Origin of the sequence: Cohnella ginsengisoli, from assembly GCF_029525555.1 — a bacterium.
Taxonomy (GTDB): Bacteria; Bacillota; Bacilli; order Paenibacillales; family Paenibacillaceae; genus Cohnella; species Cohnella ginsengisoli.
Genome location: NZ_JAPDHZ010000006.1, coordinates 601,822 through 621,287, shown reverse-complemented (window position 1 = coordinate 621,287; position 19,466 = coordinate 601,822). Strand labels below are relative to the sequence as shown.

The following is a 19,466-nucleotide window of genomic DNA, read 5'->3' as shown; positions in this document are numbered from 1 at the left end:
ACCCAGGCGCCGCGCTCTCCGTCACAGCGAGAGCCCGGCGCGCCGGGGCCGTACGTTCATCTCTCCTTCGCCGGATCGGTCAGCGCGAACATCAGCACGCCTTCGGCGACGACCTTGCCGTCCACCTTGGCGGATGCCTGTCCTTTGCCGACGGGTCCCTTCAGCCGGATAATCTCGACCTCGAGCGTCAGCGTGTCCCCTGGCGTCACCTGTCCCCGCCAGCGGAACTCGTCCACGCCGGCGAACAAGCCGATCTTCCCCTTGTTTTCCTCGAGTCCGAGGATCGCGGTGGCGCCGACTTGCGCGAGCGCCTCCAGGATCAGGACGCCCGGCATGACCGGGAATCCAGGGAAGTGCCCGGCAAAATACGGTTCGTTCATCGTCACGTTTTTGAGTCCGACCGCGCGTTTGCCCGGCTCGAGCTCGAGGATTCGGTCGATGAGCAGGAACGGCTGGCGATGCGGAATGATTTCCTGAATTTGATTGATGTCGAGCATGAACAGTACTCCCTCCGATTGTACGGCGACCAAGGAATAACAGCGAGGCCCGGCGCCCATACTATGTATAATCCTTCCGCGTCCTGCAGCCGCGAAGGTTGAATATAAGAGGGCTTGCCTCCCGTGCCGATCGCTTCCCGCGCGGCCCTGCGGCAAGTCCTTTTGTCATCCTTCAGGTCGGCTGCGTCCGCTTAAGCGGACTTCGTCTCGCCATTCAGTTCTTTAAATGAAGTAAAGTAAACGAAGGAAGTCGCGAACGACAGGCCGACGGCAACCCAGAGCGCAACGACGCCTCCCGGCTGATCGAGAATCAGCAGCACGATGGCAAGGTAATAAATCACGGTCGTCAACTTGCCGAACGAATTCGCGGGCACCGTCCGCTTGCCCCGGAAGTGAAAGTACGTGCCTGTCGCGATCATCCCCACCTCGCGGAACGCCATCGCGCCCGCAGCGGACCAGGGAATCTCTCCGTGCGCCAGCAGCGCGCCGACGACGGCGAGCATCATGAGCTTGTCCGCGAGCGGATCGAGCATAATGCCGACTTGCGTCACGAGGCCGCTGCGCCTGGCGATATAGCCGTCCAGCATGTCGGTAATCCCGGCTCCGAACACCACGATCAACGCCCATATAGGGTGTCCGTCCAAATAAAGCGCCAGAAAGACGGGGATCAGGACAAAGCGGGACATCGTCAACAGATTCGGCACATTCACGCCGGAGCCTCCATTTCCGCCATCGGCTCCGCGATCGCGATCGCAAGACCGTTGTCAGCTTTTATTATACCGCCAGTCCCGCGTCGGGTAAAATCCCGTTCGATTGTCACGGGTCAATGATACCATATGTATCGCAAATACGCATAAAAAAAACTCCCCTTGCCATAAGACGGGGAGCCTCCTTGTCGTCCATTCCATACCGGCGCCTGCGCCTGGGCACGCCTGTCTTTCCAATCCAAACGGCTGCGCTAACGGCTGCCCTCGAAAATGAGATCGTACATGTGCTTCCAGGTATTCCAGTCGAACACGTCCGACCATTCCTGCTTGCCGAGCACTACGTATCCGATACCAAGCCCGGCCAGGAGCGCCACGATGCACAGTAACGGGATGAACACAATCTTGACGCTGGTCCAAACGATCAGCATCATGAGCCGTCCTGCGGATCGCTGCTTCTTGTCCGTCGGACGCTTCGTCGCTGACACGGTAGATCCTCCTTCAGAATAAAGAAGCTCGAAAAATGCTTTGCGTTCGAGTCAATTTATTCTAAGCTTTGGGTCGGAATTGCGCAAGCGGACCGGCAGCGGGGCACGCTAAAGCGCCGGCCCGCCGCCGGTCGTCAAGCCGCGTCAGGCGCGGAGATTGGCTGCCATCTGGGACATCTGGTCGCCGGAGCTGAGCGCCCTCGCGCTGAGCTGGTAGGCGCGCTGGACGTTGACGAGATCAGCCATTTCGTCCACCAGGCTGACGTTGGACTCCTCGAGGAAGCCCTGGCGAATCGCGACGCCGCCCGCCTCGTCGGGCCTGGCGACGACGTTCGCTACGACGTCCGCTACGTTCACGTCGGAAGGCACGCCGTACAGGTTGTCCGCGACCGCTTGCAGCAGCTCGGGCTTGTTGACCTCGACCAGCCGCAGGGTGCCCAGCTCGATCGACTCGTTGCCGTCGGAAGAACGGGCGGTCAGCTTGCCGTCGGCGCCTACGATCATCTCATAGTTGTTCGGCACGCGCACGAACGTATCCTGGCCGTTCGTATTCACGGCGACGACGGGATAGCCCTCGGCCGTCGTGAGCAGGCTGTCGCCCTGGGCCGTCGGCGACAGCTGGAAGGCGCCTTGTCTCGTGAAGGCGCGCGCGCTGTCGAGCGTGCCGCCCGAGCGCACTTCGAACAAGGCGTTGCCGGCGATCGCGAGATCGGTCAGGCTGTCGGTCTGCTGCATGGCGCCCTGGGTCATGTCGATCTGTTGGCCGACGACGCGCGCGCCCCAGCCTTGCGTGAAGCCCAGCGGCGACCGGCGGCCCGGCAGCTCGAACGATTTTTCGTGCGGCTGGATGTTCGTGAGGATGTCCTCGAACACCGTGCTCTTGCGCTTGTAGCCCTTCGTATTGGCGTTGGCGATATTGTCGGCGAGTACGTCCAGCTTCTGTTGGAGAGCGCCCATGGACGCGGCTGCGCTGACGATGGAGTTGTTCATCTCGATTCCCCTTCGCTTTTATTATACTTTGCCGACGTCGTTGACCGCTTTGTCCAGGCTGCGGTCATAGTATTGGACGATCTTCTGGTTCGCCTCGTAAGCGCGCAGCGCGCTCATCATGTCGACCATCGACTGCGAGGCGTCCACGTTGGAGCGCTCGAGGTAACCCTGCTTGATCTCTACGCGCTCGCCCGCCTGCACCTGACGCAGCCCGTTCGCGTCGCCCGCGTATACGTACTTGCCGTCGCCCTGGCGTACGAGCTGGTTCGGGTCGTTCACCTCGGTGAGCAAGAGCGCCGGGTTGCCGGCCAGCGGCTGCTGGGTCTCCTTGTCGATCAGGCGTCCGTCGGACGTGACCTGTACGTTGTCCCAAGTGCCGTCCACGCGAATCGCCTGTCCGTCCACGCCGAGCACTTGCATCCCGTCGGGAGTAACCAACGTGCCGTCTGCCGTCGTGCGGAATCCGCCGTCGCGGGTGTACCGGCGCTCGCCGTCCGCGTTCTGCACGGTGAACAGCGCCTGCGGCTGGTAGGTGACGTTGCCGTTCGCGTCCACGAACTTGCCGGAGTCGTCGAAGGCTTGTCCGTCGACGAGGATGTCCGACACGAGCGCCAGGTCCTGGCTGCGTCCCGTCTCGTTCAGGTCGCCCTGGCTCAGGTTGATGAGGCTCTCCTCGGCGAATACGCCCGTATTCAATTTGCCGATCGTGCCCTTCGTGTCGTCCGGGCTGCCCATCAGCGAGATGAGCATCTCGGGAAATGCCCGGTTCACCGAATTAACGCCCTTGTAGCCGGGCGTATTCAAGTTGGCCACGTTGTTCGTCACCGTATCGTGCCTGCGCTGCTCCGCGATCATCCCGGCAGCCGCCGTATACAATCCTCTGATCATGTTGCGTTGTTCCCTCCCGTTGTAAGAAAGCTACTTGCGGCGCGCCATCTTGTCGAGGTGGTCGAGCATGATGCCCGTTCCCTTGACGACGCAGTGCATCGGGTCTTCTGCGATCAGCACGGGCACTTTGAGCTCGTCCGCCAGCAGGGCGTCGAGCCCGTCCAGCAGCGCGCCGCCGCCCGTTAAAATGACGCCGCGGTCAATGATGTCGGCCGACAGCTCCGGCGGCGTCCGCTCCAGCACGGCCTTGGCGGAAGCGACGATGGACGATACGGGCTCCCATAGCGCCTCGCGGACCTCGTCCGCGTGAATCGTCACGGTGAGCGGCAATCCCGAGACCATGTCCCGGCCCCGAATATCCATTTCTTCCTTCCGGCCGCCGGTATAGACGGTGCCGATCTTGATCTTGATGTCTTCGCTTGTCCGCTCGCCGATGAGCAGCTTGTATTTATTTTTGATATACCGCATGATGGCGGCATCGAATTTGTCTCCGGCAACCTTGAGCGACGAGGCGGTCACGACATCCCCCCATGGACAGTACCGCGACGTCGGTCGTGCCGCCGCCGATGTCCACGACCATATTGCCGCTTGGCTGGAAGATATCCATGCCGGCGCCGATCGCGGCCGCCTTGGGCTCTTCCTCCAGAAAGACTTCCTTCGCTCCGCTACGCTCCGCGGCCTCGCGGATCGCTTTTTGCTCGACCGAGGTGATGTTGGTGGGCGCGCAGATCAGGATGCGCGGACGCCCGTACCAGCTGCGGCCTCCGACCCGCTGAATGAACGCCTTCAGCATCATGTCCGTAACTTCGAAGTCGGCGATGACGCCGTCCTTCAGCGGGCGGATCGCGATGATATTGCCGGGGTGCGGCCGACCATCCGGCGCGCATCCTCCCCGACGGCCAGCACCCTGCGGGTGTCGTTCTCTATCGCGACAACGGAAGGCTCGTCGAGCACGACGCCCTTGCCTTTAATGTGGATGGAGACGTTCGCCGTGCCCAAGTCGATTCCGATGTCTTTGCTGAACATATGAAAAACAAGCCTCCAACGCATAGATATTCCTTTAAGTATTCGCCATGATTTCTAAAAATCCTCTAACATTTCTAACGATATGACAAAATTTACGCTTTTGCGACCGCGAATACTTCCCGCTTCTTGATCGTCGTCTTTTTTGTACTTGATCTTGGTCGCCTCCCCGCCCCGCAGATGCCGGATCGACTTGTGGTACTCGAGGATGTGCTTGACCTGATCGGCCAGGTCCGGATTGATCTCCGGCAGACGCTCGGTCAGATCTTTGTGCACCGTGCTCTTGGAGACGCCGAATTCCTTGGCGATGGTACGAACCGTATTGCGCGTCTCCACGATGCTGCGGCCGATCTTGATGGTCCGTTCTTTGATGTAATCGTGCACGCTCCCGCCTCCCTGCTCTGATTGATTGGTACAGTATATGAGGGGGACGTTCACTTATTCTTTGTAACCAAGCCTGACAAGCCTATAAAGTCCGCAGAGGGCGGGGCTTATGGGTCAAATGGACTTCTATGGCGTCCTAATAAACGCAAAAAAAGACGAGCCCAAAGGCCCGTCCAGCGTAATCCATAGCTTGGGTCGCCGCCCGCTCATCCCTTGACCTGCACGGCGCGGGATACGTAGATGCGAGCGTTTTCATGGAGATCGATCTCGTACGGAGACGGCACGCGGCCGTCAGCCTCGCGTACGACCAGTACGACCGGCTTGTGCGCCGGCCGCCCCTCCGTATCCTTGACGATCGCCGTCTGTCCGCTGCTGAGGACCACGGCCATGCCCGTCGGGAAGATCGTGAGGTTTTTGAGGAACGAACGTACGATGCCGATGCCGAACTCGTAATTGCCGGCGGCGAACATATATTCCATCGCCTCGCATGGCGGATAAGGATCGCGGTAATGGCGCGGCGAGAGGAGCGCGTCGAACACGTCGGCCAGGCCGACGATCTGCGCCATGTCCGGGATCTTGTCCTGCGCGATTCCGTACGGATAGCCGTCTCCCCGATAGCGCTCGTGGTGCAGCAGCGCGCACTTGGCCGCCGCATCGGGAACCTCCCGCATGCGCCCGAGCGCATGGTAACCGAGTGTCGTATGCTGCTTGACCGCCGCCATCTCCGCGTCCGTGAGCCTGCGCTTGGCTTGGAGCAGCTCGGGCGAGATCCGCGTCATGCCGACGTCGAATAGCAGTGCGCCGATGCCTAGCTCGTACTGGGCATTCGCGTCCATCCCGCTAGACGCGCCGATCACCCCCGACATGAGCGATACCTGCAGCGCGTGCTCGAATAGCGATTCATCGGTTTGTCTCAGCACGCTGAGCTCCTCGGCCACCGCCCGATGGCTAACCGCAGAGAGCAGGCGCTCCCGGTACCCCCGCTTGAAGTTCTCAAGCTCTGCGTGAGGCAGGGCGAGCCTGCTGAAGTTTTCTTCCGTCTCCAAAAAGCGGATCAGGCTATGATGCGTCTCCTGAAGCTGGACCGGATCGGCGCGCAGCAGCTCGATCTCGGTCAGGTCGCGAACCTTCTCGTCGGGCCGAACCTTCATGCGGGAAGCGATGAGCGCTTCGGCCGCCGCGCCGCGCTTGCCAAGGGCGACCGACTGAAAACCGAGGAGCTGCAATCTATCTATGTATTGCGCCGTCAGCTCCGTGCCGGCTTCGAGCATGACCAATCCGTTTTTACCGTATACCGGCCTGTCCAACACGTCGCCGGGGTGAAGTTCGTCTACAGTCACGAGCTTCATCTATCACGCGTCCTCTCTCAAGTCGATAGATCTTCCGTAGTATCAATTATGGTACTATCGTAACACAAATACCATCATTTGGTCAGCTACTAAATTGTAAAAATAGACAGGGTTGCCCTTGCGCGTCTCCGCGCGCCGGGACAACCCTGTCTTAGGAACCAGATTATTGTTGATCTTCGATCAGCGAAGCCGGATCGACGGTCTGGCTGTTGCTCTTGACCGCGAAGTGGACGTGGACGCCTTCGTCCTTCTCCACTTCGCTGACGCCCGCCGTGCCGAGCACGTCGCCTTGCTTGACCGAATCTCCCACCTTGACCTTGAGCTCGGCCAAGCTTTGGTAGACGGTGACGAGACCGTTCGGATGCTTGATATTAATCTCGTAACCGTTTTGCGGCGTCTGCTCCGCTACCGTCACTTCGCCGCTCATGGCCGCCTTGACGTCGAACGCCTTGCCGTCTTTGCTCGCGAGATCGATGGCCGTATGCGGCGTGAACGAGTTGTCATGCTGCACCATGGCGGCCGCCTGCTCTTCTTCCGTGCCGTTCTCGTTGAAGTACGGCATGGACACGGACATCGCGTCCCGGTTGGTCACAGGCCAGGCGAGCGTCTCGCCGTTTGCCGCGACGGGCAGCGCATCCGGATCCTCGGCGGTTGGACCGCCCGCCCCGACATCCTGTTGGACGCTGGCGGAGCTCGCTTCGTCCTTCGGCTTGCCGCTCGTTCCCGAGCTGGCGTTCAGCCAGAGGATCGTTACGATGATTGCCGCTGCGGCCATGTACATGGCGGGGAATACCCACCGCTTGGCGAAAAACCTTTTTGTTGCCGAAGGCCTGGACGACGCGCTGACGACACTTCTCGTACTGCTTGGTTCGATCTTGCCGTTTGGTTTGTTTGAATCACTCATTTTTTATCACCTCAGTAACAGAGTGTTGCCAGGTGATAGTTTTTTAAACCTGCCTTTTTGCAAGATTAAGGGATTTATAGCTTAGCAGTCTCGGCGCGCGCGGACTGAAGCGCGGTCAGCGTCTTCAATTGGACGCCCGTATAGTAGTGAAGCACGATATCCGCGGCGGTCGCGCCGGTCTTCGCCATGCCTTCGGCGCCCCACTGGCTCATGCCGACGCCGTGCCCGCTGCCGTACGTCGTTATCGTAGCCTTCCCTTTCTCGATCTTCCAATCGAAGGCGGCGGACCGCAGCCCTAGCAGTCTGCGAACCTCGGTTCCCGACATCGTCTTGCCGCCGACGGTCGCCGTGCTCACCCGCTTCCCTTCCGTCCAACCGTTAATGACGGCCGCCGGCCGTTTGCCGAGGCCCGTCAGCGCGGCGAGCGACTTGACGCCAAGCTTGCGGTAGAATTCGCTGAGCTTCATCTCTACGGTTTCCTCGGCGCGGGGCGAATCTTCGCGGTCCCACGGGCTGCTCACCGATACCAGGTAAGGCAGATCGGCATGGAAAACGTCCTTGGCGTTTTCCGTAAACCCGTTGCTGCTGGCAAAGTAAAGAGATTCAATGGGCACGCCTTCGTAAACCATGACGATCCCCCGCGTCCGCCGCACCGCTTCGTCCACCGCCGTCCACGCCTTCGGATCCGTCTCTTTAAGCTTGTCCATCTCCGCCTTGGATCGATAGACTTGATGCGTCACCGTGTCCGTCACGTCCGCGCCGCGAACGGGAACGCCCGACCGGTCCTCGTTCCACAGGCGGCGGATCAAATACGTGCGCGCCGCGATCGCCTGCGCCTCCAGCGCGGCCGGCGCGAAGTCCGTCGGCATCTCCGCCGCCACGACGCCCTTCACGTACGTCTCCAATCCGGCGCGTTCGATCCGTTTGTCGTCCGACAGATAGACCCGAACGACGAGGGTGCTGTCTTTTAACTCGGCCTGAAGCCCCCCGAGCGGCGTCTAAAGCAGACAACGCCCCGCCAGCCTTATCTGATATTTTTGGCGGTTCCGACGCTTCGGCATCGGCTTTTCCATCAGAAGCCTTACCGTCCTTAACGGACGATTGGGCAGGCACGCCGCCGCGATTCGTCCTCTCTTTCGCCGAAGTTGCGCCGTTCGTGACAACCGCCGGGCTTTCTTCAATGACCGGAACGGGATTCCTTTCGCTTGCGTGCCGTTCCGCCCATGACCAGCTCGCGATCAATGCGCCTGTGCCAAAAGCCAAAATGAGCCACAAGCCCGCCGATTGCACGCTTCCTCCTTTACCTCGCTTGAATAAGCCATTCCGCTTGCCCCCGCGGTTTTCACGATGTTCCGAATGCGCCTCTTTGTTAGGTTCGGCTTGTCCATTCCGATTTCGCATGCCTCCAACTTCCTCTCTTCGTTGTCCTTTTCCTCGCACGCTACCAATCTATGAACGGTGCCGAGCCGATAGAACAAGATCAAGAGAGCGCAAAAAAAGCCTCCGCGCCAAGAACCGGATGAAACGCTCGGTCCAAGGCGCGAAGGCGCGGGATAATAAGTGCATTTAAAAGGAAATCAAGCCAGCGTCGGCTGCACGCGCAGCATGGCCACGCTGTCCGAGGCGATACGCTCTTCGGATGCCGTCTGAAGCGACCTCCGTACGGCGAACGGCTCTGCCGGCGCGGATGCCGATGCGGCAACTGCTGGTGCTGCCGGCGCCGGGATTTCTTCGCCGTCGCCCAGGCGGCTGATATCCGCGCCGAGCGCGGCCAGCTTGCCGACGATGTCCATGTAGCCGCGGTCGATGTGATGCGTGCCCGTCACTTCGGTAACGCCTTCGGCGGCGAGTCCCACGCAGATCAGCGCGGCTCCCGCGCGAAGATCCGTTGCGCAGACCGGCGCGCCCGAGAGCGGCTTGCCGCCCGAGATGACGGCGGCGCGGCCTTCGATCTTAATGTCGGCCCCCATTTTCGCCATCTCTTCGACGTGCATGAAGCGGTTCTCGAACACCGTCTCCGTCACGATGCTCGTGCCCGGACTCGCGAGCAGCAGCGCCATGAACTGCGCCTGCATGTCGGTCGGGAAGCCCGGATAAGGCAGCGTCTTGACGTCGACGGCCTTGAGCGGGCGATTCGCGAAGACGCGAATGCCGCTGTCATCCGACTCGATGCCGACGCCCATCTCCTCGAGCTTGGCGACGACCGGACCCAGATGATCGCGAATCGCGCCTTCGATATACACATCGCCGCCGGAGATGGCCGCTGCGATCATGTACGTGCCTGCTTCTACCCGATCCGGAATCACGGTATGGCGAACACCTTTAAGACGCTCTACGCCCTCGATGCGGATGATACCCGTGCCCGCGCCGCGCACCTTCGCGCCCATGGCATTCAGGAAGTTGGCGAGATCGACGATCTCCGGTTCCTTAGCGGCGTTCTCGATGGTCGTGACGCCGTCCGCGGTAGCGGCGGCCATCATGATGTTCTCGGTGGCGCCGACGCTGGCTACGTCCAGGTAGATGCGCGCGCCGCGCAGCCGGCCGTCAACCTTCGCCTCGACCGAACCTTGGCCGAAGCCGATCTCGGCGCCCATCGCCTCGAAGCCCTTGAGGTGCTGGTCGATCGGGCGCGTCCCGATCGCGCAGCCGCCCGGCAGCGAGATCTTCACCTTGCCTTCGCGGGCCAGCAGCGGTCCCATCACGAGGAACGACGCTCTCATCTTGCGGACGAGTTCGTACGGCGCTTCGTGCGAGATCAGCCTGTGGGCACGCAGCGTAACGCGGGATTCGTGACGAAGCGCCTGCACGCCGAGAGCCGACAGCACTTCCAGAATGTTGTACACATCGTCCAAGGCGGGTACGTCATCGATGACGCAAGACCCTTCCTCCGCCAGAAGAGTGGCGGCAAGGATCGGCAGGACGGAATTTTTGGCGCCGTGCACGCGGACAGTCCCATTTAGGGGACGGCCGCCGCGGACGATGATTTTGCTCATGGGTGGTTCCCTCCGCGGGTGTAGAATCATTTTTGGAGTCCGTGCTTTCACCGAGGCCGGCTCCAAAAAACCCAAATTTCATCATACCACCGTCCGTCGGCTCGGTACAAGCGGCATCTTTTTACAAATTCGAAACGATGCGTCGTCAAAATTCGACTTCGGACGACTTGTTTCTGCTTTATTACCCATTGTGAACATTTTGATTCGACGTTATGCGGAAAAAACATCGCTACGACGAATTGAACAGATTCTTCAGCGCGGAAGCCCAATTCCAGTAATCCAGCACGAATCCGGCCAACAGGCGTCCCGCGATGATCGCCAGGAAGAGCTGCGCGAGCCGCGCCCTCGGACTCTTGGGATGGCGGAAAAATTGCTCCCACTTGATCTCCTGTAGCACGACCCACGCCACGGCGATAAATCCAAGCGTGATAAAAATGGAGAACAAGCTGTCCCAGCCCATCGAATAGTAAATCGAATCCATTCGCCGAAAACGCTCCTTATGACCGCAATTGCAATTCGGTTCAATCGGCGTTCATGACGCCGAAGCGATAGTACGCGGAGCGATCCGCGCGATCGGCCGTGATCCGGGCATAATAAGTGCCGGCGGCCAGCTTTTGCAGGACGTTCAGGGAAGCGCTCTTCGCCTTGCTCGACCATTGGCCTAGGAGCTTCAGTTCCTTGTTGTACACGGTCAGCTTGAACGTCGAGCCTTCCGGTATGCCGTCCAACTTCCATTGATAGCGTCCGCCCGGCGCCTTGAACCTGAACCAGTCCTCATCTCCCTTGGACGATATAAGCCCTTTGAGGATGCTTGCCGCTCCGGGATTGAGCGCGGCGGACGTCAGCGGACCGCCGTTCGGCTCGCCCAAATCCGCGTACGTAGTAATGTATTCCAGTCGGACCGTATAGGTCCCTGTCACGGGTGGGGCTCCGTCGGCGGCCGCGTTGCTGACCCCTATGTAATATCTGCCTGCCGGCGCATTCTTCATCGAAGCCGTCTCCGGCAATCCGTCGCCGTTCGTGTCCGTGCGAACCACGGCTTGCCCGTCCCGCTGCAGCGTAATCGCAGGGTCGATGCGCGTCGTGTCCGTCTCGACGGTCACCTTCAAGGTGCCGGATTGAGGAAGCTTGACCGTCGTCCAGTCCTCGTCGTCCTCACGATCGAACGTTCCGCTCCAGGTCTGCGTTCGAGGCTCGATCGCGTACGCGGAATCCCGGTCGAAACCAGGCTCCGTCCGATCGGGCAGCATCTTGAAGCCAGAGGTGAGGCGGTAGGGCAGCGGCGACGAACGCGACGAGCCGTCCGTCCGCAGGTAGTATTTGCCCTTGGATACCTTCCAAGTCGTCGCTCCCCCCGCTCGTGCCGTAGGCGGAGATCGAATTGGCGGCGCCAGATCGGTATAGCGACAATTTAACCGCAGCAGGCCCGATGTCAAACAGGTTCGTCTGCATCCGTACGGACAAGATGCCGTCTTCGTGTGCCTCGATCGCGTACCAGTCCGTATCGAGGGACCCGCTCCATGCCGCATAGACCTCCGTGCCCGGGGGAAAAGGCGAAGCCGACCGCTGCGCGCCGTTCGGCTCGCGCCAGTCCGCTGCGAACGCGGCCGACAGAGCGCGGTCCGCGCGAACGAGACCGTAGCCCGTCGCGTCGTCCCGGCCCTTGGCGTCGATATCCTCGGCCGTGCGGCGAAGCGTCTCTCGAAGGAATGCAGGCTTCCAATCCGGGTGCGCAGCCCGCAGCATCGCGACCGCGGCCGCGACCTGCGGCGCCGCCATCGACGTCCCTTCCATGGCGAGGCGTCCGCCGCCCAGCGCGAGCGTATCGACCTGCCACGATCCGGACAGATCCACCTCGGGTCCTCCCGTCGAGTTGATCTGTCCTTGCCCAGCCTCCGCGCCAGCGACAGCGATCACGGTCGGGTAAGCGGCCGGGTACTGCACGGCTGCGCGCTCGCCAAAATCGGCCGCGTCGTTGCCCGTTGCGGCGACGAGCAGCACGCCCTTCGATTCGGCCAACTCGATGACGCTGCGCATGCCGGGAGCGTCCCTGCGCAGACCCAGAGACAGCACGACGATGTCCGCGCCGTGCTCGATCGCATACCGGATACCGCCCGACAAATGAGATTCGTCGCCCTCGCCCTTGTCGTCCAACGCTTTAACCGGCATCAGCTTCATCTTCCATGCAGCCTGCGCGTTCGCGCCCTTCGCGGCTTCCGCCGCCGCGACGATGACGCCCGCCACCGCCGTGCCATGACCGTTGTCGTCCTGCGGGGGCTTGGCATCGTCGAGCAGATTGACGCCGTCGGTCAAATACGGCTGAAGCGCCGCGTTCTTCAGATCGATCCCCGTGTCGACGATGGCGATCGTACCGGTCACGTCTCGTCGAAGCAGCTTCCAAGCGGCTGCGATGCCCGTCTCTTGTAAGAACGAAGCGTCGGACAACGCCGAAATGGCGACCGGCTTGCGGGAAGCTGAAGTACGAGCGTCCTTGCCCAAGCGTCCTGCCTGCTTCGTCGTCGCATGGGGAGCTGTCGCGCCGAGCTTCGCCGCCTCGGCTGCCGCGATCGGCCCGTCCCCTGCCGTCAATCGCGAATCCAGGGAACCGGTCGCAGCCAAAGCCGTGCCAAGAAGCACGGCCGCAGCCGCCGTACGAACCGTACGCCGTTTCCCTTTTCGTTCTGCTGCCATTATTGCCACGCCCTTGCCAGTCAGTAAGTGAAGCTATGAGTATATACCCACATATTGGCGTTCAACCAACACTAATCCGTCATTCGACATATGTAAATCGAATCCGTGGGCGGGACATAAGGCCGAGCAGTACCCTGTCTTCGCGAATCCAGCCTAATATATATCGCTCATTCATTATTCATGCATCTGCATGACCTATCAAGTTAATAATATTTAATGCTTCAAGCGTGCGGTCTCATCTTTTTCTCATCATCCAACCGCCATCGATGTCGGCTACCACTCCAATCCCGGCACCGTCCCCCCCATTGCAAGACCGTGTCGCTTTCATATCCTTTCTACATTCGATTTTTCGACATCATTTTCCTTCTTTCGGGATAAAAAAGAGTACTTAGGTCATGGGTGAGCCAATACGGTGCAAAAATATGAAGGCAAGAAAAAACCTATACTGGGCGAGTCTTATGCTCGCCAAGTATAGGTTAGAATTAAAATCAGGCCGATTCGTCATATCCTGGTCTCATCAACGCAAGATAATAATCTTTCGTTTTACCGTCGGATGTATCGACTTCAATCTTAAAAGATTGATAGGGCTCATAATAAGTGAAAGGGTACAGCAACATCTGGGTATTGTCGTGAAGCGTAACATTCTGCGACTCCATCTGTATCCAGTCGCTGCCGTTCGCGCGATATACACGAACGATCTGGTCAGGCTTCGCAATCGCCTCAATGCCCAGCGGCAAGTAAGGCGGAACTTCCGGAACGAGATGTTCGTCAATCTCGACTGACATCTCGCTTGAAATTGGGACACTTCGGTAGCCGTCACCCGCCGTGTACCATAACCTGAGTGAAGTCAGCTTAGGCAAAGGCTCATAATAGATGCGAAGCGGGTACATGATCGTGCCCGAGCCGTTGCTAGCGTGCACGTAATAATTTTGCTGACTGCCGAATTTAAATAGGTCGAACGTCGCCGTCAACGCGCCTACTCCGGCCGTATTGTCTTCTTGTCCGACCGACCGGCCGTAATCGTCGTAGATCGTCATCCGGACGCCCTCCGCGAGTACCGCGCTCAGTTCCAATTGCTCCGTGTCCGGCGAAACCGTCGCATCCCAATCGGCTACGCCCTTATGAACCTCGTACGATTCTCCATCCGCCTCGATCGCCGGACGCAGCCCCTCATTTGAGCTACTGCCGTCAAGCTCTGCTGGAATGGGGCCCTGGTAGTAATGAAACGTGAATTCATAACGATTGCCCGCAGCATTCTCCATCACGATTGGGTAATCGACGCTTGAGCCAGGTTCAGGCTTTTCGACGGAGAGCGTGTACCTGTAGTCGCCCCCTACGTCTTCTGTACGTACGAACTCGTTGCCGTTGATTGATACGTTCCAATCGGCTTCACCCGTTTTGATGACGACACGGAAATTCGATGTATTCTCAATCTGCTCGGCGCTTGTGTTGTACTGTACCCAATAGTCACCTCCCGCATAGCGGTAAGCCACGGCGCCAGTATCGCTGCTGCCGCCGTATATCGAGTACATTAGTAACTCCATGCTCAAATGGAATATCGTCAGCGGCTTTTCAACACTGTTGCCCACCGCATCGTACGCTCTTACCCTCACGAACAGAACCTCCGGCTGTGCTCCCGTGATCTCGGAGCCAACCTTTAGCCTGCCTTCCTCGTCGATCATGAACAGCGAGTTGTGATCGTCGCCCGGTCCCTCTACCAGTTCGAAAGAGACCGCGCCGGCAAAGGCGGAGGGATCAGGCACGGTCAACTGTCCGACGAAAATCCCTGCCGGTGACGTTTCATCTACCGAGTTGCTATGAAGCGAGATGTCCGTCACCTTGATCTCGACGGCCGCAGGCTCGGACTTAATGACTCGTGGCTCCGCCCCCCTCTTCATTATACGTATAGGACACTTGGAAGAAGATTGTATCGGTTCCGACAAAGCCCTCATTCGGCGTATAACTCAACGTCGACTCTGTAATCTCATAAGAACCGTAGGCTGGTTGCTGGGTAACTTGAATCGTCGGAGTCGCTGCAATGCCAGCAGGTAAATGAATCTGCAGCCCAACGCTCGTTGTCTCGCCTGCAGGAGCGAACATGACGGCGTCATCAGCCATCACGCCGCGTACGAGCTTCAACTTCTTGGGAACAAGTTTGTTTCCCGGGATGCGGACGATTAAGCTCACTTCAGCGGAACTAGACTCCCCGTCATTCAGCTCACCGAGTGTAATATCATAAGAACCCACGGCTTCGCCCTGAAAGCTCTCCGTTCCATCGACGTATACGCGTTCGATCTGTCCTCCCGTCACCACAGGAGTGATGGTGGCATAACTGCTTTCCGGCCCGATTACTCCACGGTTGTTCTCAACCAGCGTCGCTGCATTAGCGAACTCATCGCGAAGATTCCAATCGATCCCGATCTCGGACGGATCCCCGGCACCTTGCCAGACGACCACTTGATAAATATTGACAATGCCGCCATGGTAATCGTAAGTATGAATATAAATATCGTCGTTCCAGCCCTCGGCGAGCGAGATCGGATCATACTTGCTGGCAAGCTTGCTGCCATGCGCCCAGATCTCGAATTGTCCATGGTAGTCGCGCATGGACGGGTAAAGACTAATGCGTTCCATCTGCGTCGCCGCGTAATACTGCTGCGGGCCGGTCTTTTCGTATGAAACAGTCTCGTAGCCTTCCGCGCTTGTTATGTCCAGATCCTCCAACGGCATCGCTCCGCGAATCAGATCTACATGGATGTCGGAGTAGTTATAATTCTCCGGTTCGACGCTGATATGGATGGCGTTCACACCTTGCTTTGGCCACAGGATCCACACGCCGCCACCCTTATTTTCGATCTGGAGGTTGCCGCTGACTTGGATATTTGCCTTATCCGACTGCAATTCAAGTCTGACCGTCGAGACATTCTCTCCGACGACGGCATAGATAGACCCAGATCCTTCTCCGGCCTTTCCGTCATAACCAGGACGAATCACGGGTCCATCGGCAGTCGAACCTTGCCGGAACGTTAAGCCCGCTAAACCGACCACAGACGGAAATGCCTGCACGGACAGCCTATGCACATAACGCTCTCCGCCCGATTCGACGACGATGCCGGCTACCCGCTCTCCCTCGTCAGGAACGCCTAGCGTGAATTCGCCGCCATCCACAGGCACTTCTCTTCCGTCGACGACGATGTGCTCGATATTCGCTCCGTCGAGCGCCTCTACATGCAGCGTTACCGTGCTTGTCCCCTTTGCCGCCGTGTACACATATGAACGAGTAAGAGGGTTGAACCATACGTCACTCCCCCTCTACCGTAAGTCTGGATAGCTTGAGAGAAGGCGATAGTGGCGTTTTCACGACGCGGAGCTTGAAGACCTCCTCCGAGAACTCGTCCGCAATATGCACATTAAGCAGCGTATCGCCCGGATCGAGCGGGATATCGAAAGCCGCGTTTTCGAACGGATCATCGTTCGCGTCCTTAATCGTGAGACCGTTCCGGTAATCGTACGAATCGAACGAAAGCGATTCGGCATCCGCGTCGGCATAAAGGACATACTCCTTATCCGCGGACCAAGGCAAGACGCTGTAAGTATTCTCGTCCTGATCTTCAACGTCGAGCGCTGTCATCGCCGACGAAAAATCACTTACACCTTTTCGGATTTTGAGGACATCCCGAATATTTTCATCGCTTTGACCGTTTTTGTACATATACAATTCATAACGGCTGATCTCGCCGTCTTGGAGCGGCAGCGACTTCGGCTGCCCGTTGAAGAACTCGATCTCTTCGCCCTGCGACGGATAAATCACGGCGTAATCGTACATGCTCTCATCAAAATTGAGCGTAAGCTCCACTTGATCTGTATCTCTATTCGGTACCGTCGCAGCATACGTGTCGAGCGGGATACCATCTCCCCATTGGACCGAGTAAATCCAGGTCAGCACATCGCCTTCAGACGTGTGCGCCGACCAGCTCGTCAAGTGCGGAGGGGTATCGCCCGCGCGTGTGATAATGATCGTATATTTCTGTCGCGAGCCGTTCTGCGCCATCACCTCGACAGTGATCTGATTGGTTCCCACTCTCAGCGGGATCAACTCGCTCTGATTGCCGCTCTGCACGGTCGTATCGTTGACCGCGACTGTCGCATTGCCGTTCGAGGCAGTCGGCTTCACCGTGATGCTCTCTACCGCGTTGCCAACGTTAGCCGTATAGTTTGTCGTTGCGCTAGCGAACGCAGGAGACAGCGTACCATGCGACAGCACCAAACCGCTCAGCGATGCGTCGGACGACGGCAGACGAGATATCGATATGGAATTAAAGACTTCAGGCACTGTCCCGTCTGCAGCCCGAACCTGGAATGGGACGGTCGTATTGATGATCGTATATGGGATCACCGTACCGGATGCGAACTCGTTGGCGCCCATCAGTATCTTGGCATCGGGATTGATCGCGTTGATCTTCAGCTTGATCGTCGTGACGTCGGCCGGCACCTTCACCGTCCAAGAGTTGCCGCCGGTTGCCCTGACCTCGTATGCCATCGTACCGTCTTCGCTCGTGGCCGAGACGCTTTGGACCGCCGCATCGCTCGACATCGTACGGTTCGCGAACAGCTTGTAAGACTTGACGACGCCGTCGATCGTCGCTTTGATCTCGATCTCGTTAGACGCCTGCGCGAGCGGAATGACGTATCGCCATGCAATCTGGTCCGGCAGAAGAGTACGCGCCGCCGTGAACATCGGTATCGGCTCGACGTTCTGGCCGTTGACCGCGATGTCGATCTCCGGTCCGGTCACGGGGACGACCAGCGTCAGATTGCTAGAGCCGCTCGGAATGGACAACGGCGCCGGCGCGTTCGTCGAGTTGAAGTCAATATCGATGCCGCTCTGACCTGCGAAAACGACGCTGACGTTGTTCAGCAGTTGACGCGTCACGGTCACCTTGTAAGCTTGCGTGGAGCCGTTCTGCGCCGTCACGAGGACGGTGATCTCGTTGTCGCCGTAGGCGAGACTCACCGTCCGCTGCCCGCCGCCCGGCACTTGTCCGTTGATCGTGAACGAGGCGCCGCTCTCCTGCACGCTCGCCCCTACGACGACGCTCGTCTTGTCGCTGGTCACGCTTGCCCGGTAGGCGGTGACGGCTGCGTTGAACGAAGGGCTGAGCGCCGCGCCTGAGATACTCAGCGAGCCCAGATTAGCGTTGGACGGCAGGTTGTTCGTATTCGTGTTCGGCGCGGTCGTCGAGCCCTGGTTGTTCGCCTTGTCCTGCTGATACTGCTGCTTCTGCTGCTCGTTCAGCTTCTTGAGCAGCTCTTCTTCCGCCTTGCGCTTCGCCGCCTCCGCCGCCAGCCGGTTCGCTTCGTCCTGCGCCAGCTTGGCCGCCTCGATCGCCTTCAGCGCCGCCGCGTTGATCTTGTCCGCCAGCTCCTTCAGCTTTGCCGCTTCCTCGGTCGCTTTTTTCTTCGCGGCTTCCTCCGCCAGCTGCCTTGCCTTTTCCAGCTTGGCTTTTTCCTTCTGATCCAGCTGGCTCAGTTGATCTTTGTCCAGATTAAACGACGTCTTCTCCTGCTCTTCGATCTTCTTCACCTGTTGCTCATCGATCTTCTTCTGCTTGATCGCCTGCTTCGCGATGACGCCCAGCAGTTCTTCCGCGTTCTGAGTGAACTTGTCCAGACTCTGCGGAAGCTCGGGGGGCAGGCCGGTCTGCTTGAACTTCTCGATCGTCTGCCGGTTCTCCTCGTCGATCTTCGCCTTGCTGCGCAAGATCGCCTCGATGACTTCAGGCGATGCGTTTTTGACGATCTCCTCGATGTCCACGAGCGTCGTCAGCTCGCGCAGATCGGGGCCGCTCGTCGGTTCGAGCGAGATCTGCTGCGTCGGATACAAGTCGATCGTCTTGCTGCCGGACGCGCCGGTGCTTCCCAAGCTCTCGCCGCTTCCGCTTCCCGTCTGCTCCATGTTTTCGGAGGTGAAGCGCACGACGCCCGACATGACCGCCGTGTTCGTCCCGCCCGTCGCCGGATTAACTCGCGCGAAAAACGCCGTGCCGCGCACGCCCATGATCGCCGTCGGCGTCTCCAGTTTGAAGTCATCTTCTTGGCTCTTGATCGACTTGACGTCCACCCAGGCCGTTCCTTTGAGCATGCTGACCTTCGTCACCGTGCCCTTTTTTGTCCGACAGCTTCGAGAAGGTCAGCGTCGCATTCTCCCCGACCGTGAACTTGTCGTCCTCCGACGTTCCATTGCTGAACTGCAGCACCGCCGAGCCCTTGCTCCCCGTGATCAGCTTGTCCCCCTGGTTCAGGCTCAGCTTCGCGAACGCCTTGAACTGCTTCGAGCCCCCGGCCTTCTGCACCTGTACGTCTCCGCTCAGCTGCTTGATCACCGCGATCCGCGACGAAGAAGCCGCTTGGGCCTTCCCGCCGAACGCAGCCGATACCGGCAGCAGCAGCAATAGCGCCGCCAGCAGGTACATGCTTAACTTCCGATACATGAACTTCACTCCGTTTTCTGCATATGTATGATTGCTATAAAGACGCTTGCCAATGGATGAAAAC

General features: G+C 59.1%; 16 protein-coding genes and 3 pseudogenes. 1 reads left to right on the top strand and 18 read right to left on the bottom strand.

The window, feature by feature from the left end; all coding sequences use genetic code 11:
• Positions 1-56 precede the first annotated feature (56 nt).
• From fabZ to OMP38_RS29425, 9 genes and pseudogenes are all read right to left on the bottom strand, one after another.
• On the bottom strand, positions 57-497 hold the full coding sequence (gene fabZ, locus OMP38_RS29465) for a 3-hydroxyacyl-ACP dehydratase FabZ (protein ID WP_090116193.1): 441 nt from the start codon (positions 495-497) through the stop codon (positions 57-59).
• A gap of 191 nt (positions 498-688) precedes the next feature.
• Positions 689-1,207, bottom strand: a complete 519-nt coding sequence (locus tag OMP38_RS29460) for a CDP-alcohol phosphatidyltransferase family protein (protein ID WP_277568243.1) — start codon at positions 1,205-1,207, stop codon at positions 689-691.
• A gap of 248 nt (positions 1,208-1,455) precedes the next feature.
• The gene (locus OMP38_RS29455) at positions 1,456-1,689 is read right to left on the bottom strand and encodes a DNA-directed RNA polymerase subunit beta (protein ID WP_277568242.1); all 234 of its coding nucleotides are present in this window, start codon (positions 1,687-1,689) and stop codon (positions 1,456-1,458) included.
• A gap of 144 nt (positions 1,690-1,833) precedes the next feature.
• Positions 1,834-2,679, bottom strand: a complete 846-nt coding sequence (locus tag OMP38_RS29450) for a flagellar hook-basal body protein (RefSeq protein ID WP_277568241.1) — start codon at positions 2,677-2,679, stop codon at positions 1,834-1,836.
• A gap of 21 nt (positions 2,680-2,700) precedes the next feature.
• Entirely contained in the window at positions 2,701-3,567 is an 867-nt protein-coding gene (locus OMP38_RS29445) for a flagellar hook-basal body protein (protein WP_277568240.1), read from the bottom strand.
• Positions 3,568-3,597: 30 nt separating this feature from the next.
• Positions 3,598-4,593 (bottom strand): annotated as a pseudogene (gene mreB, locus OMP38_RS29440) (rod shape-determining protein MreB).
• A 92-nt stretch (positions 4,594-4,685) separates the two neighbouring features.
• Positions 4,686-4,974 (bottom strand): annotated as a pseudogene (spoIIID, locus tag OMP38_RS29435) (sporulation transcriptional regulator SpoIIID).
• Between the two features lie 206 nt (positions 4,975-5,180).
• Positions 5,181-6,323: an HD-GYP domain-containing protein gene (locus tag OMP38_RS29430; protein WP_277568238.1), complete on the bottom strand. Its 1,143-nt coding sequence runs from the start codon at positions 6,321-6,323 to the stop codon at positions 5,181-5,183.
• 163 nt (positions 6,324-6,486) lie between these two features.
• Positions 6,487-7,104, bottom strand: coding sequence for a M23 family metallopeptidase (locus OMP38_RS29425; protein WP_277568237.1), 618 nt, complete (start codon positions 7,102-7,104; stop codon positions 6,487-6,489).
• Between OMP38_RS29425 and OMP38_RS29420 the strand changes: the two genes are divergently transcribed.
• Entirely contained in the window at positions 7,079-7,312 is a 234-nt protein-coding gene (locus tag OMP38_RS29420) for a hypothetical protein (RefSeq protein ID WP_277568236.1), read from the top strand. The two genes, OMP38_RS29425 and OMP38_RS29420, sit on opposite strands and share 26 nt — an antisense overlap.
• Here OMP38_RS29420 and spoIID read toward each other — a convergent pair.
• The 9 genes and pseudogenes from spoIID to OMP38_RS29375 form a co-directional block, all read right to left on the bottom strand.
• A pseudogene (gene spoIID, locus OMP38_RS29415) lies at positions 7,302-8,192 on the bottom strand (stage II sporulation protein D); the annotation flags it as partial. The gene OMP38_RS29420 and the pseudogene spoIID sit on opposite strands and share 11 nt — an antisense overlap.
• A gap of 612 nt (positions 8,193-8,804) precedes the next feature.
• Positions 8,805-10,220 carry a UDP-N-acetylglucosamine 1-carboxyvinyltransferase gene (gene murA / locus OMP38_RS29410; protein WP_277568235.1) on the bottom strand — a complete coding sequence of 472 codons (1,416 nt, stop codon included), beginning with the start codon at positions 10,218-10,220 and terminating at the stop codon, positions 8,805-8,807.
• A gap of 229 nt (positions 10,221-10,449) precedes the next feature.
• Positions 10,450-10,701 carry a DUF1146 family protein gene (locus OMP38_RS29405; RefSeq protein WP_277568234.1) on the bottom strand — a complete coding sequence of 84 codons (252 nt, stop codon included), beginning with the start codon at positions 10,699-10,701 and terminating at the stop codon, positions 10,450-10,452.
• A gap of 40 nt (positions 10,702-10,741) precedes the next feature.
• Complete coding sequence (locus tag OMP38_RS29400; protein ID WP_277568233.1) at positions 10,742-11,470, bottom strand: pre-peptidase C-terminal domain-containing protein; 729 nt, start codon at positions 11,468-11,470, stop codon at positions 10,742-10,744.
• The gene (locus OMP38_RS29395) at positions 11,376-12,911 is read right to left on the bottom strand and encodes a S8 family peptidase (protein WP_277568232.1); all 1,536 of its coding nucleotides are present in this window, start codon (positions 12,909-12,911) and stop codon (positions 11,376-11,378) included. Before OMP38_RS29395 ends, OMP38_RS29400 begins: the two co-directional genes overlap by 95 nt.
• A gap of 488 nt (positions 12,912-13,399) precedes the next feature.
• A complete protein-coding gene (locus tag OMP38_RS29390) occupies positions 13,400-14,749 on the bottom strand; it encodes a hypothetical protein (RefSeq protein WP_277568231.1) in 1,350 nt (449 codons plus the stop codon).
• Between the two features lie 28 nt (positions 14,750-14,777).
• The gene (locus OMP38_RS29385; protein ID WP_277568230.1) at positions 14,778-16,079 is read right to left on the bottom strand and encodes an Ig-like domain-containing protein; all 1,302 of its coding nucleotides are present in this window, start codon (positions 16,077-16,079) and stop codon (positions 14,778-14,780) included.
• A gap of 133 nt (positions 16,080-16,212) precedes the next feature.
• Complete coding sequence (locus OMP38_RS29380) at positions 16,213-19,053, bottom strand: cadherin-like beta sandwich domain-containing protein (protein ID WP_277568229.1); 2,841 nt, start codon at positions 19,051-19,053, stop codon at positions 16,213-16,215.
• Positions 18,998-19,402, bottom strand: coding sequence for a FecR family protein (locus OMP38_RS29375; protein ID WP_277568228.1), 405 nt, complete (start codon positions 19,400-19,402; stop codon positions 18,998-19,000). The genes OMP38_RS29380 and OMP38_RS29375 overlap by 56 nt, the downstream gene beginning before the upstream one ends.
• Positions 19,403-19,466 lie beyond the last annotated feature (64 nt).